The sequence below is a fragment of the Muricoprocola aceti genome, assembly GCF_025567005.1.
In the GTDB taxonomy this organism is placed as follows: domain Bacteria; phylum Bacillota; class Clostridia; order Lachnospirales; family Lachnospiraceae; genus Marvinbryantia; species Marvinbryantia aceti.
In genome coordinates, this window is the sequence record NZ_JAOQKE010000020.1 from 19,127 (window position 1) to 44,919 (window position 25,793).

General features: G+C 42.1%; 23 protein-coding genes. 3 read left to right on the top strand and 20 right to left on the bottom strand.

Going from position 1 to position 25,793, the window contains the following annotated elements; all coding sequences use genetic code 11:
* Window positions 1–10: 10 nt before the first annotated feature.
* The 8 genes from OCV47_RS12765 to OCV47_RS12800 form a co-directional block, all read right to left on the bottom strand.
* Window positions 11–1,000, bottom strand: a complete 990-nt coding sequence (locus tag OCV47_RS12765) for a sugar phosphate isomerase/epimerase family protein (protein WP_117449004.1) — start codon at window positions 998–1,000, stop codon at window positions 11–13.
* Between the two features lie 29 nt (window positions 1,001–1,029).
* Window positions 1,030–2,001: an ABC transporter permease gene (locus OCV47_RS12770; RefSeq protein ID WP_117449003.1), complete on the bottom strand. Its 972-nt coding sequence runs from the start codon at window positions 1,999–2,001 to the stop codon at window positions 1,030–1,032.
* Complete coding sequence (locus tag OCV47_RS12775; RefSeq protein WP_262655477.1) at window positions 1,994–3,511, bottom strand: sugar ABC transporter ATP-binding protein; 1,518 nt, start codon at window positions 3,509–3,511, stop codon at window positions 1,994–1,996. The genes OCV47_RS12770 and OCV47_RS12775 overlap by 8 nt, the downstream gene beginning before the upstream one ends.
* A gap of 78 nt (window positions 3,512–3,589) precedes the next feature.
* Window positions 3,590–4,630, bottom strand: coding sequence for a substrate-binding domain-containing protein (locus OCV47_RS12780; RefSeq protein WP_117449002.1), 1,041 nt, complete (start codon window positions 4,628–4,630; stop codon window positions 3,590–3,592).
* A 187-nt stretch (window positions 4,631–4,817) separates the two neighbouring features.
* Window positions 4,818–6,335: an ABC transporter substrate-binding protein gene (locus tag OCV47_RS12785; protein ID WP_262655478.1), complete on the bottom strand. Its 1,518-nt coding sequence runs from the start codon at window positions 6,333–6,335 to the stop codon at window positions 4,818–4,820.
* A gap of 4 nt (window positions 6,336–6,339) precedes the next feature.
* The gene (locus OCV47_RS12790; RefSeq protein WP_262655479.1) at window positions 6,340–8,082 is read right to left on the bottom strand and encodes a sensor histidine kinase; all 1,743 of its coding nucleotides are present in this window, start codon (window positions 8,080–8,082) and stop codon (window positions 6,340–6,342) included.
* Window positions 8,082–9,680, bottom strand: coding sequence for a response regulator (locus OCV47_RS12795; RefSeq protein ID WP_117448999.1), 1,599 nt, complete (start codon window positions 9,678–9,680; stop codon window positions 8,082–8,084). The genes OCV47_RS12790 and OCV47_RS12795 overlap by 1 nt, the downstream gene beginning before the upstream one ends.
* Window positions 9,681–9,705: 25 nt before the next feature.
* Window positions 9,706–10,713 carry a substrate-binding domain-containing protein gene (locus tag OCV47_RS12800; RefSeq protein ID WP_262655481.1) on the bottom strand — a complete coding sequence of 336 codons (1,008 nt, stop codon included), beginning with the start codon at window positions 10,711–10,713 and terminating at the stop codon, window positions 9,706–9,708.
* A gap of 227 nt (window positions 10,714–10,940) precedes the next feature.
* Here OCV47_RS12800 and OCV47_RS12805 point away from each other — a divergent pair, with 227 nt between their 5' ends.
* Together OCV47_RS12805 and OCV47_RS12810 are read left to right on the top strand one after the other, a co-directional pair.
* On the top strand, window positions 10,941–11,636 hold the full coding sequence (locus OCV47_RS12805; protein WP_331481305.1) for a hypothetical protein: 696 nt from the start codon (window positions 10,941–10,943) through the stop codon (window positions 11,634–11,636).
* Between the two features lie 88 nt (window positions 11,637–11,724).
* The gene (locus OCV47_RS12810) at window positions 11,725–11,910 is read left to right on the top strand and encodes a hypothetical protein (RefSeq protein ID WP_262655482.1); all 186 of its coding nucleotides are present in this window, start codon (window positions 11,725–11,727) and stop codon (window positions 11,908–11,910) included.
* 72 nt (window positions 11,911–11,982) lie between these two features.
* On the opposite strand, the gene OCV47_RS12815 is transcribed toward OCV47_RS12810, so the two are convergent.
* Together OCV47_RS12815 and OCV47_RS12820 are read right to left on the bottom strand one after the other, a co-directional pair.
* Complete coding sequence (locus OCV47_RS12815; RefSeq protein WP_117448996.1) at window positions 11,983–12,993, bottom strand: GGGtGRT protein; 1,011 nt, start codon at window positions 12,991–12,993, stop codon at window positions 11,983–11,985.
* A gap of 19 nt (window positions 12,994–13,012) precedes the next feature.
* Complete coding sequence (locus OCV47_RS12820; protein WP_117448995.1) at window positions 13,013–13,705, bottom strand: iron-sulfur cluster assembly scaffold protein; 693 nt, start codon at window positions 13,703–13,705, stop codon at window positions 13,013–13,015.
* A gap of 231 nt (window positions 13,706–13,936) precedes the next feature.
* Here OCV47_RS12820 and OCV47_RS12825 point away from each other — a divergent pair, with 231 nt between their 5' ends.
* Entirely contained in the window at window positions 13,937–14,998 is a 1,062-nt protein-coding gene (locus tag OCV47_RS12825) for a ribonuclease H-like domain-containing protein (RefSeq protein WP_262655483.1), read from the top strand.
* Window positions 14,999–15,126: 128 nt separating this feature from the next.
* On the opposite strand, the gene rpsA is transcribed toward OCV47_RS12825, so the two are convergent.
* The 10 genes from rpsA to OCV47_RS12875 form a co-directional block, all read right to left on the bottom strand.
* Complete coding sequence (gene rpsA / locus OCV47_RS12830; protein WP_256301137.1) at window positions 15,127–16,212, bottom strand: 30S ribosomal protein S1; 1,086 nt, start codon at window positions 16,210–16,212, stop codon at window positions 15,127–15,129.
* A complete protein-coding gene (ispH, locus tag OCV47_RS12835; protein WP_117448992.1) occupies window positions 16,193–17,044 on the bottom strand; it encodes a 4-hydroxy-3-methylbut-2-enyl diphosphate reductase in 852 nt (283 codons plus the stop codon). Before ispH ends, rpsA begins: the two co-directional genes overlap by 20 nt.
* Before the next feature lie 14 nt (window positions 17,045–17,058).
* Complete coding sequence (gene cmk, locus OCV47_RS12840) at window positions 17,059–17,715, bottom strand: (d)CMP kinase (RefSeq protein ID WP_262655484.1); 657 nt, start codon at window positions 17,713–17,715, stop codon at window positions 17,059–17,061.
* A 20-nt stretch (window positions 17,716–17,735) separates the two neighbouring features.
* A complete protein-coding gene (locus OCV47_RS12845) occupies window positions 17,736–18,989 on the bottom strand; it encodes a BaiN/RdsA family NAD(P)/FAD-dependent oxidoreductase (protein ID WP_262655486.1) in 1,254 nt (417 codons plus the stop codon).
* Between the two features lie 63 nt (window positions 18,990–19,052).
* The gene (locus OCV47_RS12850) at window positions 19,053–20,465 is read right to left on the bottom strand and encodes an oxaloacetate decarboxylase subunit alpha (RefSeq protein WP_262655487.1); all 1,413 of its coding nucleotides are present in this window, start codon (window positions 20,463–20,465) and stop codon (window positions 19,053–19,055) included.
* A 14-nt stretch (window positions 20,466–20,479) separates the two neighbouring features.
* Window positions 20,480–21,628: a sodium ion-translocating decarboxylase subunit beta gene (locus tag OCV47_RS12855; protein WP_256301147.1), complete on the bottom strand. Its 1,149-nt coding sequence runs from the start codon at window positions 21,626–21,628 to the stop codon at window positions 20,480–20,482.
* Window positions 21,629–21,671: 43 nt separating this feature from the next.
* The gene (locus OCV47_RS12860; protein WP_117448988.1) at window positions 21,672–22,043 is read right to left on the bottom strand and encodes a biotin/lipoyl-containing protein; all 372 of its coding nucleotides are present in this window, start codon (window positions 22,041–22,043) and stop codon (window positions 21,672–21,674) included.
* A 21-nt stretch (window positions 22,044–22,064) separates the two neighbouring features.
* The gene (locus tag OCV47_RS12865; protein ID WP_262655488.1) at window positions 22,065–22,937 is read right to left on the bottom strand and encodes an OadG family protein; all 873 of its coding nucleotides are present in this window, start codon (window positions 22,935–22,937) and stop codon (window positions 22,065–22,067) included.
* Window positions 22,938–22,951: 14 nt separating this feature from the next.
* Window positions 22,952–24,388 carry an acyl-CoA carboxylase subunit beta gene (locus tag OCV47_RS12870; protein WP_262655489.1) on the bottom strand — a complete coding sequence of 479 codons (1,437 nt, stop codon included), beginning with the start codon at window positions 24,386–24,388 and terminating at the stop codon, window positions 22,952–22,954.
* A 168-nt stretch (window positions 24,389–24,556) separates the two neighbouring features.
* Complete coding sequence (locus tag OCV47_RS12875; RefSeq protein WP_262655490.1) at window positions 24,557–25,762, bottom strand: D-alanyl-D-alanine carboxypeptidase family protein; 1,206 nt, start codon at window positions 25,760–25,762, stop codon at window positions 24,557–24,559.
* Window positions 25,763–25,793 lie beyond the last annotated feature (31 nt).

Genomic DNA, 25,793 nt, shown 5'->3' on the forward strand with positions numbered 1-25,793 from the left:
CGCCTCCCGTCTAGTTTGCAATTGCATCATCAAATTTGAAATCAGATGCACGGAAATCAATCTTTCTTACAAATTCAGCCGCTTCTTTTGCACCGTACTCTCTTTCCATTCCGCTGTCTTCCCACTCTACTGACAACGGGCCTTCATAACCGATCGCATTTAATACACGGATAATATTTTCAAAGTCCACATCACCATGACCAAGAGAGCGGAAATTCCAGCCTCTTCTCAGATCGCCAAAATCAATATGAGAACCAAGCAGTCCGCTTCTTCCATCTAAGGTAACCGCAGCATCTTTCATATGTACATGATACACCTTATCTGCAAAATCCTGAAGGAAAATATGTGGTGTAATACCCTGCCATATCAGATGACTTGGATCAAAATTCAATCCAAATTCCGGACGATCTGCAAATTTCTCCAGTAATCTCTTTGTGGAATAATAATCAAATGCAATTTCTCCAGGATGTACTTCCAATGCAAACTTAATACCATTTTTCACAAATTCATCCAGAATCGGTGTCCAGAGATCATAGATCTGCTGATATCCTGCTTCCACCATAGATTCCGGGGTCTGAGGGAAGGAATACAGATATTTCCAGATCGGAGATCCTGTGAATCCGGTCACAATGCTGCATCCCATCTTCTTTGCTGCCACAGCTGCAAGTTTCATGGTTTCGATAGCCCATGCACGAATCTCAGCCGGTTTATCAGCCAGCTCCGGCGGTGCAAAATTATTTAATCTCGGGTCATCATAATCCCCTACGCACTGTCCAATAATATGGGCAGCCAGTGCTTCACACTTCAGATCATACTTTGCCAGCAATGCTTTTATTTCTGCTACATAGCTGTCATCTTCTGCTGCCCGTTTCACATCCAGGTGATTTCCCCAGCAGGCCAGTTCCAGTCCGTCATATCCCATTTCCTTTGCTTTCTTACACATTGTCTCCATGTCCAGATCTGCCCACTGGCATGTCATAATAGTTAATAATCTGCTCATAATCATGTCCTCCTGTTTTTCATCTATATCTATTCTGATTTTGATTTTTTCTGTATCATCTGAAGTCCCACCGCTAAAAGAAGAATGACCCCTTTTACCGTATCATTTAACAACGCATTCATCCCCAGTGCGGTAATAATCTTATCAATCAGGGTAAATGACATGGTTCCGAAAATAATTCCGAGGATCTTTCCTCTTCCTCCTGTCATACTGATTCCACCAATTACTACTGCTGCAATGGAATATAACTCATAGTTTTTTCCTGATGTAGCCGGGTCAAAAGACGTATCTTTCGCAATTTTCAGGAATGTTGCCAGACCGGTACAGGCTCCGCACAGTACAAACACCGAGATTCTGGTCCATACCACATTTACTCCTGCCAAAAGTGCCGCCTTTTCATTGCTGCCAAGCGCATAAACTCTTTTTCCATACTTCGTGGATGTTGTCACATAAATCAAAAGCAGTGCAACTGCCAGAAACACCAGTGCTATATAAGAAATCGTCAGGAAATTTCCATTTCCAAACTGAAACAATGGCTGATACTTTGATAATGTGGCATCTACACTGTATCTGGTCTGTCCCAGTTCATTCATCATATACTGTGAAATCGACCGATAGATCAACATCGTTGCCAGTGTCACAATAAATGCCGGCATTCTGAATTTTCCCACCAAAATTCCATTGATCAGACCAAAAACTGCTCCCAGCAAAACCGCCATTACCAGTGCCAGAAAAATGCTGTTTACTTTGTTAAAGAACAAAATTGTTAATCCGCCAGCCAGTACAAAGGATGAGCCTACTGAAAGATCAATATCTCCGGTCAGAATAATCATTCCCATTCCCAGTGCAATAGTTCCAAGTATGGCACTGTGCAGAAAAATATTGGTTACGCTGGTCCATGTAGTCTGTGATCCATTGATCGCAAGGTAAATGAGGAAAATTCCAAGAAAAATCACAATAAAATTATACTGACTCCAAAATGATTTTAATTTTTTAACCATGTTCTTTTTCCCCCTTTATCTGCTCCTCAATTGCTGCAGTTGCATAAAGCATGACTTTCTCTTCGCTGATCTTCGAATGCTCCAAATCCGCCATTACCTTTCCATGGTAGAATACAATGCATCGATCTGCAATTTTCTTTATTTCCGGGATTTCCAATGTATTGATAATAATGGTTTTCCCCTGTTTTGCCAGTTTTAAAATCAGACGATAGATCTCTTCTTTTGCACCTACGTCAATTCCCTGTGTCGGATTATCCAGAAGCAGTAGTTCTGCTTCTGTACTCAGCCATCTGGCAAGGATAACTTTCTGCTGATTTCCACCGGACAGGCTGATGATCAGATTTTTCGGATCTCCAGCTTTCATGTTTAATTTTTCTTTGTAATCCAGAAATCTTCCTAATTCCTGCTTTTTCTGGATGACCGGATTCTTTCCGTCAATGGTATGTCGGGAAATATACATGTTTTCTACCAGATTCATATCCGGTATGACAGAATTTTCTTTACGGTTGGCGGCCACCATTCCCACATAATGTTTCATGGCCTGATGGATGCTTCCCGTTTTGTATTCCTGTCCCCATGCAGCAATGCTTCCACTTTCGATTTTTTTCTGTCCAAAAATTGCCTGCATCACATCGGAGCATCCCGCTCCCTGCAATCCGGTGAGTCCCAAAATTTCGCCTTTTCTCACCTGGAACGATACATCCCGAAATCCATTTCCACTGATATGGTCTACCTTCAGAATCACATCTCCCAGCTTTCGTTTTTCATAAACGTCTTGCGTACTGAAGGATTCTCCTACCATGTAACTGGTTACTTCTTCTGGCGTTGTCTCTGATATCAGCCCGCTGGCAATATATCTGGCATTTCGAAGCACCGTATAATGATCTGCCAATGCGAAAATTTCCGGCATCTTATGTGAGATAAAGATAAACGTAGTTCCTTTTTCTCTGAGATTTCGAACCAGTTCAAACAGATGCTGAATCTCATCATTGTTCAATGCTGTAGTCGGTTCATCCAGGATAATCAGTTTTGCTTTGGAATGCAGCGCCTTTGCGATCTCCAGGAGTTGTTTTTTTCCGGTATCCAGATGACCCGCCAGTTCTGTTGCATCAATATTGACTCCCATCTCATCAAGCAGTTCTTCTGTTTCCTGGATCATTTTCTGTTTTTCCAGTTTTCCCAGAAATCCGGTGTATTCTTTTCCCAGGAACAGATTCTCATAGACTCTCAGGTCATTAAAGATATTCAGTTCCTGGTGTACAAAAGCAATCCCCGCCTGCTCTGCGGCTGCGATAGATCCATCCGGTAACTCTTTTTCTTCGAATATTACCCGGCCGGAATCTTTTGAATAAACACCTGAAAGGATGTTCATCAAAGTTGACTTACCCGCGCCATTTTCTCCCAGCAATGCGTGAATTTCTCCCTGTCCGATTGTCAGTGATACATCATCCAAAACCGTTACACCGAAAAAACTTTTCTGAATGTGTTCCATCTTCAATAATTCCAACATTTTGTCCCCCATAACTGAATGTGAATCGGACTGCCCCCAGTGACGGGGCAGTCCATGTTCACTTATTCTGCCTTTTTCTTATTTTTCATCATATGTTCCAAATGGCTGGAATTCTTCTACATTTTCCGCATCCACAACAGATACAGGAATCACATAATTCTGTTCGATTTCTTCTCCACTTAAGGATTTCTCCATTGCATCAATGGCTTCTTTGATCATAGCCGGATCATAAGTAACGGAGAATAAATCATAGCTGTCAGGTCTTGCAATGGTCTGATGTTTGTCTTTTAATACTGCATAGATCTCAGCCAGGCCAGAAGATGCTGACAGTGCCTGAAGGCTGTCCATGAATTCTGCTTTTTTGCTTTCATCCAGAGCTGCACCATTTAAGGATTCCAGAACGCCCATGGCAATTTCATCATCATGTGTAAAGATCCAGATCTTCTTACTGGTATCACATTGTGCACTGGAAAACCAGGATTCAAATAACTCTTTTCCCTTGTCACGGCTCCAGCCTGTTGAAGCAGATTTTACTACTACTGCATCGATTTCTTCGTCAGACCATCCCTGTTCGGTCAGATATTTGCGGAAGCCTGCAGAACGAAGTTCCGGAACAGAAGAATTATCACCGATCATTTCATATACATAGTCATCTTTGGTCAATCCGTCTTCAATAAATCTCTTGGCTGTTTCATAACCAATTCCTTCATTATCGCCTTTTACATCCGCTACAACTTTTGCATCAATCACATCACTGTTGATACATCTGTCAAACTGTACAAATGGAATATCTGCTGCTGCAATCTTTTCCAATGTAGACTGAAGGCCATTATCGTATGGAAGAATCACAATACCGGAAAGTCCGTCTGTATTGGCCAGAAGGTCATCTACCTGCTGAATCTGATTTTCCACATCGGTTGCTGCGTACAATTTTGCACTGTAGGTTCCCTCATCGTTGATCTCATCCACTTTTTCCTGTGCATAAGAAAGTACTGCTCCTGTCCATCCATGATCAGCACTTGGAACCATAACAGCAATCTCATCAGCAGATACGGCCATACCCATCATCATGGTTGCTGCAACTGCTCCTGCCAGCACGGTTGTTAATTTTCTTTTCATACTAAAGCCCTCCTTTTTTGTTGGTCACCCAGACCATTTCTTCGTTTCTTTTTGATGTATTTACTATAACATCTTTTTTCCTGTTTCTGTGGTATCCGGTTTCGACCTTGGTTTTCTATTTTTACACATTTGCAGCCATGAAAAAAGGATATCGTATCTTATTTCAAGATTCGTATCCTTTTTTTACTCAGCTGTTTTTCTGCATCAGAAAACGATCTATCTGACGCTGTATTTCCTCTACTACCTTCTGAGAGCCTGCCGCTTCCATCTCTGCACAAAATTCTTGATATTCTGTTTTCCAGTCTTGTGTAATACCTTCTATCAGCGGCTCCTTATAGCGTTGCACGATCAGGTCAATTTTTTTCATTTCCACCGCAATCATACGCACATCTAACTCAAATCCCTCCAGTCTGGATATCATCGCCTGTTGATTATTCTCCAGTATCTTATCAAACTGTCCTTCACACAGTTCAAATCCATGAAACAAATTGCCAAAATTGACCGGAGACACGCTATACTTATAATGGTGATTGTTATCTGTCATACGGGCAATGATATCCGTATCCTGCCTTACCCTGATATAATCTGTCTTTTCTACTCCATTCGCCAGAAGCCGATACAACTCTTTTCCCTCTTCCGAATGAAGCAGATTCAAAAGTTCCATTGCTTCTTTCGGATATTTACTGGTTTTAGGAATCACCAGGCAGTTTCTGCCAGTATCTCCGGATATGTACCGATATCCTTCCAGATCTCCCTGCAGCGACTCATATTCTGTGTCAATCTGATCAAACACACTTTTCTTTTCCCCTGTCTCCTCTACAAATAAAATATTTCCTGATATCTTTCCATTTTCTTCCCCGGGATTAATCAGATAAGCCACATCTTCTCTGATATATCCTTTCTGATACCAGTCTGACATCACTTCAAAGCAGTCCCGGTAAGAATCTAGTTCATATTTATTATATACCACAGGCTTTTCGTCAAATATACGTATCACAAACGGTGAATCCACGCCATACAGTCCCTCATATCCCTTATCAGCCAGTTTGCAGACAGACTGATAATCCACACCTTTTCCCAGTGCATGATTTTCTTTCACTTTTTCCAGAAAAGGCTCCATTACGGTAAAGCACTCTTTTTCTGTATAGGGATACTCCCGATTCACTGTCAGGATCTCCTCAAAATCTCCATATCGATCCATAAGATTCTTATTTACTATCAGCGTCCTGTTCTCCCGATATAACGGTCCAAGCACCGGAATTCCATACGTATTACTGTCTCTCTTCTGTTTTTCCCACAATTCCTGTGGAATCTGTTCGGTCAGATCTTTTCCGCAGATATTCAACAGATAATCCATGGCCATAAAATTTCCCTTTTTCACTTCTTCCGAAAAACTGAGGACTTCTGAGCCGATCCAGGCAATATCTATGCTTTCTCCTGCTGCCATCTTCATTTCCCATTGTCTGGCATAGCTGTCTTTACTGATTACCTCAAATTCTACATTCATATTCGGATAAAACTGATGTAATTCTTCATTGAACTCCTGAAATACCCGATCCCATTCCTGTGTCTTTTCCCCATAAATCATCCACTTCAGGCTGGCTGTCTGACAGGTATCTTCTGCTTTTGCAGAAAAACACAAGCCGGACACCAGAATACACAACAGCAGCAGGCTCCAGGCTGCCAATCTTCCTTTTTTCTGCATACCATCACTCCACTTCTCTGTATGGCAGTGCCATCTGCACACAGGTTCCTTTCCCTTTTTCACTGGTGACATTCATCTGTGCCTGATCTCCCAACAGCAGCTTCAGGCGCTGGTTCACATTTCGCACACCAATATGTCCTTTTTTAAACTGAAAATTATTCCGCAGATCTTCATTCAGAATTCTGCATTCTTCCGGATCCATTCCGATTCCATCGTCCCGAATCGTTACTTTCAGTTTCTCAGAATCTTTTTCTGCATACACCTGTATAATTCCCTTTTCTCTTTTTGGTTTTATTCCATGGTAGACCGCATTTTCTATCAAAGGCTGTAGGCTGACTTTTACAATTGCACATTTCTGCACCTCTTCCGGTATATTCCACTGTACTTCCAGCTTTGATTCATAACGAAGCTGTAAAATATCCACATATAATCGGGTATTTCGCACTTCCTGCTCAATAGATATGATCTGATCCGCATCATCCAGACTGATTCTTAAAAGTTCTGACAGCTTTAATATCATCTGGGATGCTTCGTTATCTCCTCTGCATAATTCAATTACTTTCCATCTGATGTTCTCCAGTGTATTGTACAGAAAATGGGGACTAATCTGAGCCTGCAGCGCCGTCAGCTGTGCCTGATTGGTCATCGTCAGATAGTCCTGAAGCTCTTTTTGCATTTTATTATTACTATAAAAATTATAGGCAATATTTTGGATAATCGTCTGCGTCTCATCTTTTCGAAATCCATTTTTCTTACTTGGCTGGTAAGCCTGGGGATCTTTCAGCAAGTTTACAATGCTCCCCACCGGCTGATAGCTGTAAACTGAGATAGCTACCGAAGCAATGATACTGCACAGTGAAATCAGTCCCATCATATAGACCACAAATCGTTTCAATTCACGACGATAATGCTGATACTTTTCTCTTGGCACCAATGAAACATATTTCCAGTCATGGGTTTCTGATTCCACTTCCTGTAAAAGCATCTTATTTACGTCTGCATCTGTTTCTTTCCATTTTTCCTTTTTATAATTTTTATTTGTCGTAAACAGAATATGATTCCTTCTGTCCACAATCATAATAGTTTCATCCGTTTCCGCAACAGCAAATTCTCCCAGGCGTTCTACATCTACATTGACAATGATGCCGCCAAGGAAATGCATCTGTGAAAGACGAACTGGCTGTATGTAAGTAATCAGATAGGGATACTTATTAGCCTTCGGCCGACTGATCATCCTGGCCGGCTCATAAATTCTTTCGTTAAAATTCGAGTACCAGGTCAAATCATCAAATTCTCCTATGTTACCTCCCCACTCCTCAGTTACCAGATAACGGCTTCGACTGGAATATACATAGATTGAATCCACATAACTGAAAATATCTGCATACTGCTTTAATTTTGTTCGAGCCACCAGTGTTTCTTCATGATTAACGGATGAGTCCTCCAGATCTGCCAGCAAAAAATTCATAATGTCATCATCCAGCGACAATTGTACTGAGATCTGAATCACCTCATTCATAACCGTATCCATTCTCTGGGCAGTCTGCTTCAGACTGTTCTCACTGACTGTCTGTACTTCCTGCTCTGTCAGTGTATCCATTCTTTTTGATACTACCAGCATAATCATGGAAAATACTGCAAATAAAATTCCCAGTATCATCACAAAATTTCGCACCAGTACACTGTTAAATCGATAATCCTGCAACATTTGCCAAATGGTGCTTTTTCCAATCTTCTTCTTTTTCATTAGCCTTCTTCCACATTACTCCTGCAAAATTCCAATGGTGACTGTCCAGTATAGCTCTTAAATACCCGAAAAAAGTATTTATCACTTTTATACCCTACCTTCTGGCTGATTTCATAGACTTTATATTTTCCTGTCAGCAATAGTTTTTTGGCATTTTCCATTCGAAGTTCTATCAGATAATCCGTCAGCCCGGTTCCCAAACATTGCTTGAACATACGGCTCAGATACGATGGATTCAGATAATATCGGTCAGCCAGTAAATCCAGAGAAATATCTTCCTGATAATGGCTCTTCAGATATTCCATAATCTGTTCTGTAATATTCCTGGATACTTCCCCCTGATGTTCTTCCACAATTCGCTTAATACGATGAATCAGATCTGAACAAATTTTTTGCAGGCTTTCTTTATCCGGTGCATTCAGAATCAGTGAATAATCGACCTGCTCTTTTACATCTATCCACAATTCCTGATTCATCTTCATATAACGCTGAAGCAGCATGGAAAACATATCAATTATCACATTTTTTCGTTCTATTAGTGGCAATTCCCGGAATTCAAACATAATATTTCCGATCTGACTGTCCAGACTCTCCACATCTCCGCTGTTAATAATATCCATCAGCAGTTGATATTTCTGCAGAAGCCTTTGTTGATCCACTTCATTCCATTCATATACTCTCTCGCTTTTTCTGTGCATATGAATCTGCATGGATGCATAATAATCTGCCATCTCTGTAAAATTAGAAAAGCTTTGCTCCAGATGATAGCTGATCTTCAGCGAGACGAGTTCCTCTATTTCCCTACTTCTATCTGATAAATGTCTTTCCAGCGTCCTGACAAATTCCGCTTTCCTGATAGCTGTTGCGGAAGTAATCACTATCTTCAGCTGTTCTCTGGACAGGTACACCGGATAATAGTGCATTCCTTCTACCGAACCGGAAAAAATATTATTCAGCAGATTATAACGGCTATTCTTTTCTGCATAGTATTTTTTCGTTACCTTTTCATCCAGATCTATTTGGATTTCTGCAATCGCACATGGCGTATCTGTATTAAAGTCTAAATCTAAAAATTCCTTTTGCTGAATAATATTATCTCTGTTTCTTAACCCTCCCAGCAGTACCCGTAACCAGAACTGTTCCTGCAGTTCTGGGAGCAGTTCCAGGATATCTTCTTCCATTCCTTTTTTCTGATCCTTCTCCTGCGCTTTCTGCTGCAGCTGCTGATAAATCTCTTCAAATGTTTTTTCGATTTCATCAATCTGAATGGGCTTTAAAATATAATTCACCACATTATATTTTAATGCTTCTCTTGCGTAATCAAATTCTTTATAGCCGCTGATAATTACGACCTTCACTGGCAGTTCCTTTTCTGAAATAATCCTGGCCACATCCAGTCCACCCACTTCAGCCATACGAATATCAGTCAGCACTACATCCACTTCATGCTTCTCCAAATACTCCAGCAGTTCTTTTCCGTCTTCAAAGTCTGCCACAATCTGATATCCCATTCTTTTCCAGTCAATAAAATTGCAGATTCCTCTCCTTATGGTATTCTCATCATCAGCCACAACTATTTTATATAGCTTTCTGTCCATTTATCGATATCCCCCGTCCAGCTTTCTATTTAAAAGGACTGTTCTCATCTAAATATTTTTCTACATTACTTCTGTCTACACAGACTGTCGGCACAATCTTGATTTCATCGTATTCTTCATCTTTTAAGATTGCAGCACCAGTATCTACTGCCTGCATTATCATCTCCGGCTCGTATGTCATAGAAAAAATGATCCACCTGTCTTCATTCTGAATTTTCTGATACATCTCCTGAGAGCCTGACGATCCAGCAATCATCTTTAAATTGGGCAATCTGGCACTGATCTGCCTGCCCTTCTCATACTCATCCAGCACATCCAGCACCCCCAGTGCAATTTCATCATCATGAGTAAAAATTGCTCCGACCTGATCCAGGATTTCCTGATCCTGCTTCAGAACCCATTGTCGGAATAATTCCTTGGAATATTCACGTTGCCATTCCGTATAACCTACCTGTATTTTCGTAAAGTTATCATTAATCACTTCATCGTATCCGGCACTTCTGAGAAATGGTACCGTAGAGGTATCTCCCATCATTTCCAGTACCAGTGTTCCATTTGGAAAATAACGATTAAAATATCGTGCTGTTGCAGCACCAATCTCTTTATTATCTCCTTTTACCGTCGCCATAGGGGCAAATTCCGGAATCTCCCGGTCGAAAATGACCAGCGGAATATCTGCATTCTGTACTGCAATTCCCGCAGTCTTCAAAGAAGCTCCATCTTTTGGCAGCATAATCAGACAGTCCACTCCCTGTCCAATCAATTCCTCCACCTGCTGAGATTGTTCATTGGCATCTTTTGCCTCTACGCACTGATACTCCCACTGATTCTCTGCTACTACTTTCTGAAGCGCTTCTTCCGCATAATAGTCTACTGCTTTGGCCCATCCATGAGTTGGGCCAATGGTACTCACTGCAATCAGCACAGGCTTCTGCGCTTCCTTCTTCTTTCCTGTGCTAATGTCTGCCACGATACAAAGCACCAGAATTATCAATCCAGTTATCACGATTCTGATCTCATTCTTTTTGTCCATGTGCGCCCCTTTTTGCTGTATCCATTCCGTTTCTTTTTGTACTGTCTGTCACTGAACATACCGCGACATTCTTGTTAACATTATAACATTGCAGGTATTATTTCTCAATGTAAGGTACCTGAATTTCCCGGTATCTTTTCTTTACCTTGGTATCTGATTTTTGCTTGTGCATCTTTTTCTGATGCTTTATAATTTGTATCTGGAAATATTTAGAAAGACAGGATTTTATGATGAACATAGATACTCATTTGAAACAGTTACTGGAAAAAGAAACACATATCCATCTTGCAGAAATCCGCGCACTTTATCAGGACCTGGACCGGAAGTTTGGTCTTCATGCCTCTTCTGTCCCGATATTTTTCAGCTATGACGAGGGTCTGCTGGGATCTTATACCCAGGCTGGACATCATGAAAAAGAGCACTTTTGTTTTTCTCTGCTTTTTATTGGATATGCTGTGAAGAATCCTCTTCAGCGCAGTGATCGTATAGATCTCTATAAGCATGAATATGCTCATTACATGCAGTATCATATGGAGATTCCGGCCAAATACCACTGGCAGCCTGGCATCCATGGCAGTGCCTGGAAATACTGCTGTTCGCTGGTGGGTGCTGCTCCAACCCCTTACTACAAAGTCGGTGAGGGACTGATGAAACACGATTATCAAAAAGCGCTTAACAATCCCATTCATGACAAAACCATCCCTGTACGGGATCGTTACCGACAAGAACGGGAATATCAGAATACAAAGAATCGTACTATTCAATACAAAGTAAACGATGTGGTACGTCATCCAAAATTTGGAGAAGGTATTGTCGAAGAAATCGTCCAACTTGAAAGTTCCGTTAGGCTTCATATCCGCTTTCAGGATGAACTGAAAAAGATCGATCAGAAATGGCTGTTGAAAACAGGACGGAAGAAATGATATGATAAAGCTATACATACAAAAGATAGCTTTCTGTAATAAATTCAAGAACTATTTTTATTGAGTAATAGAAAGGATGTGCGATAATATGCCGTTATCAAAAGCATACGATGAGTACACCATTGAAGACATTTACAACCTGCCAGCAGGAAAATGGACTATTACTGTTTGGGATCTTAGAAATGATAATAATGATGAATATTCTTTCTCCGATAAAGTGAAAGCCGGTATCTATGATGATCTGTATATTGATTTCAGTACCATACAACTTTAATTCAAAAAAGACCGCCATTATACATTTTTCTGTATAGTGACGGTCAATTTTTGTGTCTGTTTAAGCCATTTCTTAGAATTTACCAGCTGTTGCTGCTTCCTCGATGGATACAGCTACGGATACAGTCATACCAACCATTGGGTTGTTACCTGCACCGATCAGACCCATCATCTCTACGTGAGCAGGTACGGAGGATGAGCCAGCAAACTGAGCGTCACTGTGCATACGTCCAAGTGTATCTGTCATACCGTAGGAAGCTGGACCTGCTGCCATATTATCTGGGTGAAGTGTACGTCCTGTACCACCGCCTGATGCTACGGAGAAGTACTTCTTACCAGCTTCCAGTCTTTCTTTCTTATAAGTACCTGCTACCGGGTGCTGGAAACGTGTAGGGTTGGTAGAGTTACCTGTAATGGATACATCTACGTTTTCTTTCCACATGATTGCTACACCTTCTGGTACGCTGTTAGCGCCGTAGCAGTTAACTTTTGCACGAAGTCCTTCAGAGTAAGATTTTCTGAATACTTCTTTTACTTCGTTCTTGTATGGATCATATTCTGTTTCAACATAAGTAAATCCGTTGATACGGGAAATGATCTGTGCAGCATCTTTTCCAAGACCGTTCAGGATAACACGCAGTGGTTTCTGACGAACTTTGTTTGCTTTTTCAGCGATACCGATGGCACCCTCTGCTGCTGCGAAAGATTCGTGACCAGCCAGGAATGCGAAACATTCTGTTTCTTCTTCCAGAAGCATTTTACCAAGGTTACCATGTCCCAGACCAACCTTACGTGTGTCTGCTACAGAACCTGGAATACAGAAAGCCTGAAGACCTTCACCGATTGCTGCTGCTGCTTCAGAAGCTTTACGGCAGTTTTTCTTGATTGCAATTGCTGCACCTACAGTATAAGCCCAGCATGCATTTTCAAAACAGATTGGCTGAATGCCTTTGATCTGATCGTATACATTCAGGCCAGCATCTTTTGTAATTTTCTCTGCTTCTTCAATAGAAGCAATTCCATAACTATTCAGAACGGAATTGATCTGGTCAATTCGTCTTTCATATGATTCAAATAATGCCATTGTACTAGTCCTCCTCTAATTATTCTTTTCTTGGGTCGATGATCTTAACAGCATCTGCAACACGGCCATACTGTCCTTTAGCTTTTTCCCAAGCTGTGTTAGGGTCATCACCCTTTTTGATGAAGTCTGTCATTTTGCCAAGGCTTACGAACTGGTATCCGATGATCTCATCGTCTGCATCCAGAGCGATACCGGTAACATAACCTTCAGCCATTTCCAGATAACGAGGACCTTTTTTCAGTGTTCCGTACATCGTACCAACCTGAGATCTGAGGCCTTTTCCAAGGTCTTCCAGACCTGCACCAACTGCCAGACCATCTTCAGAGAATGCAGACTGTGAACGTCCGTAAACGATCTGCAGGAACAGTTCTCTCATAGCTGTATTGATTGCGTCACAGACAAGGTCTGTATTTAATGCTTCCATAACAGTCAGTCCTGGAAGGATCTCTGCTGCCATAGCTGCGGAATGAGTCATACCTGAACATCCAATGGTCTCAACCAGAGCTTCCTGAATGATACCTTCTTTTACATTCAGGCTCAGCTTACAGGCACCCTGCTGTGGAGCACACCAGCCTACACCATGTGTAAAACCAGAAATGTCTTTTACTTCTTTTGCCTGTACCCATTTTGCTTCTTCCGGAATCGGAGCTGCGCCATGATGAACACCCTGTGCTACTGGGCACATTTCTTCTACTTCGCGTGAATAAATCATTTTTAAACTCCTTTCAATAGTAAAAGTCTTTTATGTAATCAGAATGTCAAACATTCTGAACATACCTCGTTTACTATTTTCGCACAAAATGACAAAATAGTCTAGCTTTTTTTCAGTATCTGAGTACGCTTCTTTCGTTGACACTTAATTTTTTTTATTGTAGAATAAATCCGTTCGTAATATTACAAAAAAGTCCATTTTATGGCATTTTATGACAGAAGGGACATCACTATGATAAAGAAAACATACCACTTACAGCTTGATCTCACCGGAACACAGTTTCAGGATTATAATCGGTCCAGTCTGCTGTTTTTTGATATCGAGACAACCGGCCTGACTGCGCGTATGTCGTATATCTATCTGATTGGCGCCATCGCATGGGAAGATAACTGCTGGAAGTGTACTCAATGGTTTGCACAAAATACTATAGAAGAACCGGATATCTTAAAGGAATTCCTGGCTTATACTCAGGATAAAACCTTACTGATTCATTTTAACGGAGACCGTTTTGATATTCCTTATATCAATGAAAAATGTGAAACTTATCATCTGGATACTACACTTTCTTCCATTATCAGTCGAGATCTGCTTCGCATGATTCGTCCACTTCGTAAAATGTTGCAGCTGACTTCCCTGAAACAGAAAAGCCTGGAAAGCTTCCTGCATGTCAACCGGGATGATGAATATTCCGGTGGTGAACTGATTCAAGTATATCAACGGTATCAGCGTACTCCGAATGAAACGGATCTGAAACTTTTACTACTGCACAACTATGAAGATCTTCTGGGTATGATTGCAATCTTACCTATTCTGTCTTATCAGACAATTCTGAACAAGATCTATCATATTACCAGTTATGAAGTAAATGGAGATTCGCTTGATGTGCAGGCTCGTCTGCCGGTACTTCTCCCACGTCCCTTCTCCTATATCGGAGAGCTGTATTCTATCCATGCAGAGAAGGATCAGATGAAGATTATGGTTCCTGGTACACGAGAACCATTGAAGTATTTTTTCCCTGATTATAAAAACTATTACTACCTTCCAGAAGAAGATATGGCTTTGCACAAAAGCGTGGCTGCTTTTGTGGATAAAGATCATCGAGAGCCTGCCAGAGCTTCCACATGCTACAGCAGAAAAAAAGGCTTTTATCTACCACAGAACGACAAGTTATTTACCCCGGTGTTCAAGACGGACTACTATAACCGACAGCTATATTTTTCCTGTAACGAAGCCTTTCTTGCAGACCCGGATAATATCACAAACTATGTACATCACCTGCTGTCTGACCTGTAGTTTTTTCAATTATAATATTATTTTTAAGCGATAAACCTGTTTCATTTGTTTATCGCTTTTTTGTAAATTTCTCACGAAAAAACGGACAGGAAAACCTGTCCGCCCGTTTCTTATCTATATCAGTTATTTTATTCAGCGTCTTCTGCTTCTTCCTTTGCAGGAGCCTGTTCCAGAGCTTTCATGCTCAGGCTGATCTTCTTCTCATCTGCATTGAAATCTACTACTTTTGCTTCAATCTCCTGTCCAATCTGAAGAACATCTGCTGGCTTATCTACATGATCATGAGAGATCTGTGATACATGAAGCAGTGCATCTACACCTGGCTCCAGTTCTACGAATGCACCGAAATCTGTCATTCTTGCAACTTTACCAGTTACTACATTGCCTACAGCATATTTATCAGCTGCTGTCAGCCATGGATTCTGATCTTCGAACTTCAGGCTAAGTGCAATCTTAGTTCCGTTGATCTCTTTAATGAGAACAGATACTTTATCACCTACATTGAAAACTTTCTTAGGATTCTCTACACGTCCCCAGGACATCTCAGAGATATGAAGCAGACCATCTGCTCCGCCAAGGTCAATGAAAGCACCAAAGTCTGTTACATTCTTTACAACGCCTTCTACAACATCACCAACGTGGATCTTTTCGAAAAGCTCCTTCTGCATCTCAGCTTTCTTAGCAACTAACAGCTGCTTGCGATCACCGATGATTCTTCTTCTGCGAGGATTGAACTCTGTAATAACGAATTCGATTTCCTGACCAGCGAACTTTTCGAGATTCTTTTCATAAGTATCAGATACCAGACTTGCCGGAATGAATACTCTTGCTTCGTCTACTACTACACTTAATCCACCATTTAATACCTGAGCTACCGTAGCTGTCAGTACTTCATGATTCTCAAATGCCTCTTCCAGTCTCTTATTTCCTTTTTCTGCTGCCAGTCTCTTGTAGGTCAGCTGAACCTGTCCGTCACCATCATTTACTTTCAGTACTTTTACTTCCATAGTATCACCAACTTTGATGACATCACATAAATCTACATTAGAATCATTAGTATATTCGCTTCTGGTAAGAATACCATCGGCCTTATATCCGATATTTAATACGGCCTCATCTTCCTTCACAGCGATGACTGTACCTTCTACAATCTGGCCATTATGAATTGTTTTTAAAGATTCTTCTAACATCTGTTCAAAGCTCATTTCTGACATACTCTTGAACCTCCTTAATTAAATAATTTGGGGTCGATGCCCCTGCCGTAATACCTACACATTTGACAGGAGGTAGTGAATAGAGCTCCAAATCATCAAGTGTCTGAATATAATACGTATTTACGCAATTCGTTTTGCAAATCTCAAAGAGCTTCTGTGTATTCGAACTGCTTTTTCCACCGATTACTATCATAGCATCAACTTTATCAGCCAGTTCTCCTGCTTCTAATTGTCGCTCTTCGGTCGCACTGCAAATCGTATTGATAACATCAATATCATAACCCTTTTTGTCAATAATTTCAACTAAATTTTTAAATTTATTGTAGTTAAATGTCGTTTGTGATACGATGCATATTTCCTGGTCCTGAGGCAGACACAGTTCCTCTGCTGCCTTCTGATCTCCGACTACAATAGCCGGATGAACACACCATCCTTTGATGCCTTCTACTTCCGGATGGGTATCATTTCCAATGATGATAATCTGTTTGCCCTGTTCGCTTTTCTCCCTGACAATCCTGTGAATTTTTCGAACATAAGGACAGGTAGCATCTACGAGCTCCAGCCCCTGTTCTTCAATATCCCGATAAATCTCTTTTCCCACTCCATGAGAACGGATGATCACTGTTCCATGTGCCAGGTTCTGAAGGTCTTCTTTGCTCTCCAGCACCTTCACTCCTTTGGATTCCAGATCTGCCACTACTTCTTCGTTGTGAATAATCGGTCCATAGGTATAGATCTCTTTTTTCCCCTGATTTACCTGGTCATATACCTTCTCCACTGCACGCTTTACGCCAAAGCAGAAGCCTGCCGTTTTAGCCGTGATTACTTCCATATCCGTCACCTCTCTTATTTTGCAAGAGATTTGATCTTTTCCACAACCTGGTCAATGGTCAGATCCGAAGAATCCAGGTAAACAGCATCTGCTGCCTGTCTAAGCGGTGCAACTTCTCTGTGCATATCCTGATAATCTCTCTGCTCAATATCTTTTTTGATCTCTTCCAGATCACAGTCCGTTCCTTTTTCCAACAATTCTTTGTACCTGCGATTTGCCCTGGTATCCACACTGGCCGTCAGATAGATCTTCAGTTGTGCATCTGGCAGGATGTTGGTTCCGATATCTCTTCCATCCATAACCACATCATTTTCTCTTGCCAGTTTCTGCTGCAATTCCAGAAGCTTTTCTCTTACACATGGCAGTGCAGATGACTTTGATGCCATATTTCCCACCTCTTCTGTACGGATCTGACCTGAGACATCTTCTCCATTTAATAATACATGCTGTTCTCCACCTACATATCGAATGGCAATCTCGATCTCACCCAGAGCATACTTTACACTGTCCAGATCCTCCGGTTGAATTGCATTCTTCAGCAGATAAAGGGCGATGGCCCGGTACATTGCTCCCGTATCTACATAAATAAATGACAGCTCTGCTGAAACTCTCTTTGCGATTGTGCTTTTTCCGGCTCCTGCCGGCCCGTCAATTGCTATATTATATGACATAGATTCCTCCCTTTGTCTCCTTACTCAGCCATACCGATCCCGGCTGCGTATCCGGTTGACCATGCGATCTGCAAATTAAATCCTCCGGTTACCGCATCCAAATCCAGTACCTCTCCGGCAAAGTAAAGTCCTGATACCAGTTTTGATTCCATGGTGGATGGATTGATCTCTTTCACTGACACCCCACCTCTGGTAATAATAGCTTCATTATAGTCTCGCAGACCAGTTGCAGTCAATGGAAAGTGTTTGGTGAGATGAATCAGCGCTTCTCTTTCCGCTTTCGTGATCTCATTTACCTTTTTCTCCGGAGTTATTCCTGACAGCTCTATCATAATCGGTATCATCTTTGCCGGAAATAATGTGCCGATTACATTTTTAAACTGTTTCTTATTGCCTTCCTCGAACTCACGGAGTAATCTTGCATCCAGCTGCTCTTCTGACAAGGCAGGCTTCAGATCAATCTCCATTCGCAGTTCTTTCTGTCTAAGCTTTTTTAACACAGCGGTGCTTGCTGTCAGCACAAGTGGACCGGTAACTCCAAAATGGGTGAACATCATTTCACCAAAGTCTTCATACAGACATTTTTTACCATCTAAAACAGATAGTGTTACATTCTTTAACGAAAGTCCCTGCATACGTTTTCCATACTCTTCTCGAGTATTAAACGGCACAAGAGACGGAGAAAGTTCTGTCACCTTATGCCCGGCAGATTCTGCAAACCGATATCCATCCCCGGTAGAACCTGTCGTTTTATAAGATAACCCTCCGGTAGCCACCAGCACCCTGTCTGCCGAAATCTCCGTTCCGTTTTTCAGTTTTATTCCAAGAATTTTCTTTTTTCTTTCCTTTTCTGCTGTATCTTCAAGCAAAATGCTTTCCACTTCTGTATGCAGATGCACTTTTACACCGGATTTTTTCATAGCATCCCGCAGGGTATCAATCACATCTGCCGATTTATCTGAAAGAGGGAATACACGGTCACCCCTCTCTGTTTTCGTTTTCATTCCATGCGTTTCAAAAAAATTTATGACATCCTGGTTGGTGTAGCCATAAAAGGAGCTGTATAAAAATTTCCGGTTGGTACAGACACTGTCCATCAATTTTTCCATGTCACAGGCATTCGTCAAATTGCACCGGCCTTTTCCTGTAATATAGATTTTTTTCCCAAGCTTCTCGTTCTTTTCATATAAATGAACTTCACATCCTCGTTCTGCCGCTGCAATAGCAGCAAACATTCCTGCTGCTCCGCCGCCAATGATTATTGTTTTTTTCATATAGTTTCCTTTGCTATAAACGCCCCGGATTCCTCCGGGGCGTCTGCTATTTTTCTTGTTTTCTTAGACTGGATATGCTCCATTCTTAGTGTCTGCAACGGTCTCATCAACCTTTGTCTGCTGAGCTTCTCTGTATTTGAAGAATTCAGTAGCAACCTGTGGGAACAGTGCGTAAGATAAAACATCTTCTTCCTGCTGTGTCCACTTTGCGCATTCTTCTTTCAGCTTGTCCAGCTGTGGTGGAATCAGATCTGCAGGACGGCATGTGATAACTTTTTCATCACCGATGCATTTCTTAACCACTTCAGGATTAAATGGTTTAACAGTCTTTCCATAATGTCCTGAGAGAACATCTTTAGTCTGCTGTGGAACCATCTTATAACGTTCGCCGTTGATAACGTTCATAACAGCCTGAGTACCAACAATCTGTGAAGATGGGGTAACCAGAGGGCATTCACCAAGGTCTTTACGTACACGAGGTACTTCTTCCAGTACTTCATAGTACTTATCTTCTGCATGAAGGTCTTTCAGCTGAGAGGTCAGGTTGGAAAGCATACCACCTGGTACCTGATATAACAGAGTCTTGATGTTTACACCAAGGTTCTTTGGATTCAGCAGACCTGTTTCCAGAGCATGGTCACGAATTGGTCTGAAGTAATCAGCGATCTCAGCCAGAAGCTTCTGATCCAGCCCTGTATCATATGGAGTACCTTTGAAGGTTTCAACCATAACTTCAGTTGCTGGCTGGGATGTTCCCAGTGCAAATGGAGACATTGCTGTATCAATGACATCTACACCAGCTTCTACTGCTTTCAGGTATGTCATGGAAGCAACACCTGATGTGTAATGTGTATGCAGCTGAATTGGAATATCAACGGTTTCTTTCAGAGCCTGTACCAGTTCTGTTGCTGTATATGGAAGAAGAAGACCAGCCATATCTTTGATACACAGAGAATTAGCTCCCATATCTTCTACTTTCTTAGCCATATCTTTCCAGTAATCCAGTGTATAAGCTTCACCCAGAGTATAGGAAAGTGCAACCTGTGCATGACCTTTTTCTTTGTTAGCTGCTGTAACTGCTGTCTGAAGATTTCTGATATCATTCAGGCAGTCGAAAATACGGATAATATCGATACCGTTTGCAATAGACTTCTGTACGAAGTATTCTACTACATCATCTGCATACTGGCTGTAACCCAGAATGTTCTGTCCACGGAACAGCATCTGCAGTTTTGTGTTTTTGAATCCGTCACGGAATTTACGAAGTCTTTCCCATGGATCCTCTTTCAGGAAACGAAGGGAAGCATCGAAAGTTGCTCCACCCCAGCACTCTACGGAATGGTAACCAACTTTGTCCATCTTTTCTACGATTGGAAGCATCTCTTCTGTTGTCATTCTTGTAGCAATCAGAGACTGATGTGCGTCACGTAAGATGGTCTCAGTAATTTTAATAGGTTTCTTAGCGATATCTGCCATTTTAAATGTTCCTCCTATACTCCAAAGATTGCCATAAAGGTTCCGGCTGCTACTGCAGTACCGATAACACCAGCTACGTTAGGTCCCATCGCATGCATCAGCAGGAAGTTTGTAGGATCTGCTTCTGCACCAACCTTCTGGGATACACGGGCTGCCATAGGAACCGCGGATACTCCGGCAGAACCAATCAGTGGGTTAATCTTGCCTCCGGAAAGCTTGCACATGATCTTACCAAAGATAACACCGGCTGCAGTACCGCATGCAAATGCTACCAGACCAAGCACTACGATCTTGATGGTGTTCATGTTCAGGAATGCTTCTGCACTTGTAGTAGCACCTACGGAAGTACCCAGCAGGATAACTACGATATACATCAGTGCATTGGAAGCTGTCTCTGTCAGCTGCTTAACTACACCAGACTCACGGAACAGGTTACCAAGCATCAGCATACCTACCAGTGGAGCAGTTGTCGGAAGAAGCAGACAAACAACGATAGTTACAATAATTGGGAAAAGAATCTTTTCCAGTTTAGAAACAGGACGAAGCTGTTCCATCTTGATCTTTCTTTCTTTTTCAGAAGTCAGAGCCTTCATAATAGGCGGCTGGATAATAGGAACCAGTGACATATAGGAATATGCTGCTACAGCGATAGGTCCCATCAGCGCTGTCTGTCCCAGCTTACCTGCAAGGAAGATAGATGTTGGGCCGTCAGCACCACCAATAATGGAGATTGCTGCTGCTGCCTTTCCATTGAATCCCATAAAGATTGCAAGGAAGTAAGCTGCATAGATACCGATCTGTGCTGCTGCACCAAGAATAAAGCTCTTTGGGTTTGCGATCAGCGGACCAAAGTCCGTCATAGCTCCGACACCCATGAAAATAAGTGACGGTAAGATACTCCATTCATCCATCAGATAGAAGTAATGGAGAAGACCTCCCACACCATTAGACATATCTTCCGGAGCTGCCATAATATCCGGATAAATGTTTACCAACAGCATACCAAATGCAATAGGTACCAGAAGGAGTGGCTCATATTCTTTCTTAATTGCAAGATATAAGAATACACAAGCTACTGCGATCATTACATAGTTTCCTACTGTCAGGTTAAAAAACGCTGTCTGGTGAAGCAGGTTCGATAATGTGTCTGTTACATATGACATTGTTTTACCTCCTGTGTTGTAGCTTTACTGCGAAACGACTGAACTAGTTCATTGTTGCCAGTACGTCACCGTTTTCAACAGCTGCACCAACTGCTACATCGATACTTGCAACAGTTCCGTCCTGAGGAGCTACAACTGGGATCTCCATCTTCATAGCTTCAAGAACAACGATTGGATCACCAGCCTTTACAGACTGTCCAACGCTTGCTTCTACTTTAAATACTTTACCTGGTACAGAAGCGGTTACTTTTACGCTTCCTGCGCCTGCTGCTGCCTTTGGTGCTGCTGCAGGAGCTGCCTTTGGAGCTGCCTTTGGTGCTGCTGCTCTTGCAACAGGTGCTGCTCCGTTTCCTGTTCCTTCTTCTACAGTTACATCATATGCTACACCGTTCACGGTAATTGTATAATTCTTCATTATAGTTTTCCTCCTACTATATTAAGCTCTCTGCCATTTATTGCGGTTGCTCTTCTTAATGGAACGTACTACGAATCCATCTGTACTTGTGCCTTCTGCTGCTGCAATAGCTGCTGCAATGACTGCGATCAGTTCTCCGTCATCTGCAACTTCTTCCTCTTCTACAGGAGCCGGGGCTGCTACCGGTGCAGGAGCCGGGGCTGCAGGTGCGTTTTTCTTTTTGAAACCTTCTTCCAGTTTGCTGATATGCTTAAACTGTGAAATCAGGAAGCTCAGGAAGAACAGCATTACGAATACGACGCAGACACCCATCAGAGTGTTCAGGACTGCTTCTTCCATCTTCTGTCCCATGGTCTTCTCAGCAGTTGCAAATTCCATACTTACCAGTGAAAGATCATCCAGAGAAAGTGTGGTAGTAACTACGCTTTCGCCGTTCTCAAATTCACAGTCTGTCTTGATCACGATATCATCATCAACTTCGATATCCTGCGCAAGGATCTGCTTGTATGCGCCAAGTTCCTCTTTTGCATTCACCCATGACTGAACACTCGCTACCATGCTGTCCTGGTATTTGCTGAGGATGGATGAAGGATGCAGAATCTCTTCTGCCTGAGCATCGTCCATTCCTACAATCATCTCAATGCTCTGCTGAGCATAAGATTCCAGAGATGCTCTGTCGGATGCACTGATTCCGCCCTCTACGACTTCTTCTGCTGCCTGTGCTTCAGATTCCACAGCTACTTCTTCTGATGCACTCTCAGAAGCTGCTTCTGTCTCAGATGCAACTTCAGTGACAACTTCGGTAGTTTCTGTCTCTTCGGCAAAAACGGTTCCGGATGTCATCAGCATAGCGGCCATAGATACGGAAACGAATAATCCTTTATATTTTCTCATATCATACACCTCGCTTAAACTGTTCCGTGTTTTTTGCCTGGACGGTCATCTCTTTTTGTGAATAACATCTCGAATGCACCGATCACATATTTTCTTGTATCAGCTGCTTCGATGATAGTATCTACATAACCTCTTCTGGCTGCTGAAACTGCGCTTGTCTGAAGTGCTGCATATTCTGCTGCTTTTTCATTTAATTCTGCTGCTGTTGCTTCTGGATACATAATCTTGCAGGCAAGCTTAGCGTCCATTGTTCCGATCTCTGCTGTAGGCCATGCAAATGTCATGTCTGCGCCTGTAGCCTTGCTGTTCATAACAGAGTAAGCACTTCCGTATGCTTTACCGACTACTACATTTACCTTCGGTACTGTAGCGTTAGCGAATGCATAGGTAAGCTTTGCTGCTGCTTTTGCAACACCCTTTTCTGAATGAATATCAGCCTTGAAACCTGTTACATTAGTCAGGGATAATACAGGGATCTCAAATGCATCACAGAAATTAATGAATTCTGCTGCTTTTTCAGCACCCTTTCTTGTCAGGACTGCATCAAAGCTGTCTGTTTTAGTTCCTTCTGCATCATAAACTTCTGTACGGTTGGCAACTGCACCAACAGTCTGTCCATTCAGACGAAGGAATCCGGTAACCATGTCTTTTGCATATGCTGCCTTTGTCTCGATGAACAGATTGTCGTCTGCGATATTGGACAGCAGAATGGATGTATCACCAACACAGTTAGCCAGATCTGCGCATACTCTGTTCAGATCATCTTCAGATTCTGCATAGTAAGTATCGTCTTCATTGTTAGAAGGAAGAACGGATACCAGATCACGGATCTGTGCAAAAATATCTGCTTCACTTCCTACATAATCAACCAGACCGGTCTCTTCACTCTGGAACTTGGCAGATGCGGTATCACATTTTTCCACTCTGTTGCCATCCAGTGCATTTGGAGAATTTACAAATAATTTTGCATTCTTCTCTTCCATGAATGTGAAGTCTGTCATACCTGGAACCAGTGCCAGACCGCCACCGCAGTTCCCAAAGATTGCTGTGATCTGTGGAATCACTCCTGATGCCAGTGTCTGTTTCATGTAGATATCACCAAAAGCGTTCATGGCATCTGTAGCTTCCTGAAGTCTTAAGCCTGCACAGTCGATCAGTCCGATCACTGGTGCTCCCATCTTCATAGCCATATCGTAGATACCTGAAATCTTTTTCGCGTGCATTTCACCGATTGTTCCGCCTAAAACAGATGCATCCTGGCTATATACATAAACCAGTTTGTCATTGATCACACCATAACCTGTGATGACACCATCTGCCGGAGTCTCGGCCTTCGCCATGTTGAAATCTGTATTTCTGGCAGTAATGCCTGCACCAATTTCAACAAAACTGTTCTCATCAAGCAAAGACGCGATTCTTTTGCCTGCTAAGCTTTGTGCTGTGTTACTCATTTTTCAGCCCTCCATTTTTCTATATTAGATAAATTGTAACCAATTATCTGCCATGTATCATTGTAACTTGTTTTGCAGGTACTGGCAAGCCTTTTGTCGATTAGTAAGCATAAAAATTCCCCCTTATTTTCTTATTTTTTATAGCAATTTTGACAATACCTATTTTCCTCAGAACAGAAACCTTTGTAAAGTCCAGACTAACCAGTTTTCCATTTTTCGTTGTTCGACTGATGATTTTGCCAGAATCCTTTTTTCCTGAAGCACCTCCCCATTCAGAAGAAATTGTACTTTTCCAAGTACCGTATCTTTTTGCAGCGGCGCTTCTGTTTTTTTTCTGTATTCAGTATGTCTCACTATTTTTTCCTGGCTGCCCAGCAATACCTTTTGTGTCTCTGTTTTTTCCACATAAACTGGCACTTCGACCGGATTCCATGGATTTTCTTCCCTGTTCCATCCATTTTCTACTCTTACATAACGTATTTCCTGTGGGTACTCCAATGTCACATAACGATAATGTTGTTCTGCATAATTCATCATCCTTGTCATGTCTTTCCATTTATAGGCTCGGTTATAGGGCCATCCGCATGCCAGTACCACACCGGTAAATCTTTTTCCATCACGTTCCACCGCACAGACATAACAATATCCTGCTGCTGCAGTAAATCCCGTTTTTCCTGATATCGTTCCTTCATATAAATCCAGAAATGCATTATGATTGTAGCAGGCATAGGTTCTTGTTTCGGACAAATTTGTGAACGTATGCTTCTTTTCTCTGGTAATCTTTATGAATGCTTCTGATTTCGGTGAATCCCAGGTACAATATTTCATGATGCGTGCCAGATCTTCTGCTGTTGTTCCATGTGCGCCGTCTTCATCTGCTCCATCCAGTCCGTTTGGCGTAACAAAATGCGTACTTTCACATCCGATCTTTTTTGCCTTTTCATTCATCTGCTCTGCAAATGCCGGCACATTTCCACTTACCTGCTCTGCAATCATCACTGCTGCATCATTAAAGGATTCCAGCATCAGAGCATAAAGGAGATCATCCAGATAGAATTTTTCTCCAACAGAAGCTCCAAGATGTACTTCCGGCTGAGCCGCTGCTGTTTCTGACACGGTTACAACTGTATCCGGTGTGCAGGCTTCCAACGCCAGAATACAGGTCATGATCTTGGTGGTACTGGCCATCGGCATAACTTCTTCCGTATTTTTTCCAAAAAGAACACGCCCGCTGCTGCCGTCCATCACAACGGCACTGCGGGCGTATAGATTCTGCAATTCCTCCGGAAGCGCCACCTCTCCAGCTGATACCGGCCAGATATATGCCAGCCAGATGATCAGGGTCATCAGCACTCTTCTTCTGCTTGCCTTCATATTGCTTGCTCCGATTTGCTTTTTATCAGCT

What these genes read in the sequence shown, in the direction of transcription:
- OCV47_RS12765 (WP_117449004.1), bottom strand. Translation starts at nt 1,000, where the DNA reads ATGAGCAGATTATTAACTATTATGACATGCCAGTGGGCAGATCTGGAC.
- OCV47_RS12770 (WP_117449003.1), bottom strand. Translation starts at nt 2,001, where the DNA reads ATGGTTAAAAAATTAAAATCATTTTGGAGTCAGTATAATTTTATTGTG.
- OCV47_RS12775 (WP_262655477.1), bottom strand. Translation starts at nt 3,511, where the DNA reads ATGTTGGAATTATTGAAGATGGAACACATTCAGAAAAGTTTTTTCGGT.
- OCV47_RS12780 (WP_117449002.1), bottom strand. Translation starts at nt 4,630, where the DNA reads ATGAAAAGAAAATTAACAACCGTGCTGGCAGGAGCAGTTGCAGCAACC.
- OCV47_RS12785 (WP_262655478.1), bottom strand. Translation starts at nt 6,335, where the DNA reads ATGCAGAAAAAAGGAAGATTGGCAGCCTGGAGCCTGCTGCTGTTGTGT.
- OCV47_RS12790 (WP_262655479.1), bottom strand. Translation starts at nt 8,082, where the DNA reads ATGAAAAAGAAGAAGATTGGAAAAAGCACCATTTGGCAAATGTTGCAG.
- OCV47_RS12795 (WP_117448999.1), bottom strand. Translation starts at nt 9,680, where the DNA reads ATGGACAGAAAGCTATATAAAATAGTTGTGGCTGATGATGAGAATACC.
- OCV47_RS12800 (WP_262655481.1), bottom strand. Translation starts at nt 10,713, where the DNA reads ATGGACAAAAAGAATGAGATCAGAATCGTGATAACTGGATTGATAATT.
- OCV47_RS12805 (WP_331481305.1), top strand. Translation starts at nt 10,941, where the DNA reads ATGATGAACATAGATACTCATTTGAAACAGTTACTGGAAAAAGAAACA.
- OCV47_RS12810 (WP_262655482.1), top strand. Translation starts at nt 11,725, where the DNA reads ATGCCGTTATCAAAAGCATACGATGAGTACACCATTGAAGACATTTAC.
- OCV47_RS12815 (WP_117448996.1), bottom strand. Translation starts at nt 12,993, where the DNA reads ATGGCATTATTTGAATCATATGAAAGACGAATTGACCAGATCAATTCC.
- OCV47_RS12820 (WP_117448995.1), bottom strand. Translation starts at nt 13,705, where the DNA reads ATGATTTATTCACGCGAAGTAGAAGAAATGTGCCCAGTAGCACAGGGT.
- OCV47_RS12825 (WP_262655483.1), top strand. Translation starts at nt 13,937, where the DNA reads ATGATAAAGAAAACATACCACTTACAGCTTGATCTCACCGGAACACAG.
- rpsA (WP_256301137.1), bottom strand. Translation starts at nt 16,212, where the DNA reads ATGTCAGAAATGAGCTTTGAACAGATGTTAGAAGAATCTTTAAAAACA.
- ispH (WP_117448992.1), bottom strand. Translation starts at nt 17,044, where the DNA reads ATGGAAGTAATCACGGCTAAAACGGCAGGCTTCTGCTTTGGCGTAAAG.
- cmk (WP_262655484.1), bottom strand. Translation starts at nt 17,715, where the DNA reads ATGTCATATAATATAGCAATTGACGGGCCGGCAGGAGCCGGAAAAAGC.
- OCV47_RS12845 (WP_262655486.1), bottom strand. Translation starts at nt 18,989, where the DNA reads ATGAAAAAAACAATAATCATTGGCGGCGGAGCAGCAGGAATGTTTGCT.
- OCV47_RS12850 (WP_262655487.1), bottom strand. Translation starts at nt 20,465, where the DNA reads ATGGCAGATATCGCTAAGAAACCTATTAAAATTACTGAGACCATCTTA.
- OCV47_RS12855 (WP_256301147.1), bottom strand. Translation starts at nt 21,628, where the DNA reads ATGTCATATGTAACAGACACATTATCGAACCTGCTTCACCAGACAGCG.
- OCV47_RS12860 (WP_117448988.1), bottom strand. Translation starts at nt 22,043, where the DNA reads ATGAAGAATTATACAATTACCGTGAACGGTGTAGCATATGATGTAACT.
- OCV47_RS12865 (WP_262655488.1), bottom strand. Translation starts at nt 22,937, where the DNA reads ATGAGAAAATATAAAGGATTATTCGTTTCCGTATCTATGGCCGCTATG.
- OCV47_RS12870 (WP_262655489.1), bottom strand. Translation starts at nt 24,388, where the DNA reads ATGAGTAACACAGCACAAAGCTTAGCAGGCAAAAGAATCGCGTCTTTG.
- OCV47_RS12875 (WP_262655490.1), bottom strand. Translation starts at nt 25,762, where the DNA reads ATGAAGGCAAGCAGAAGAAGAGTGCTGATGACCCTGATCATCTGGCTG.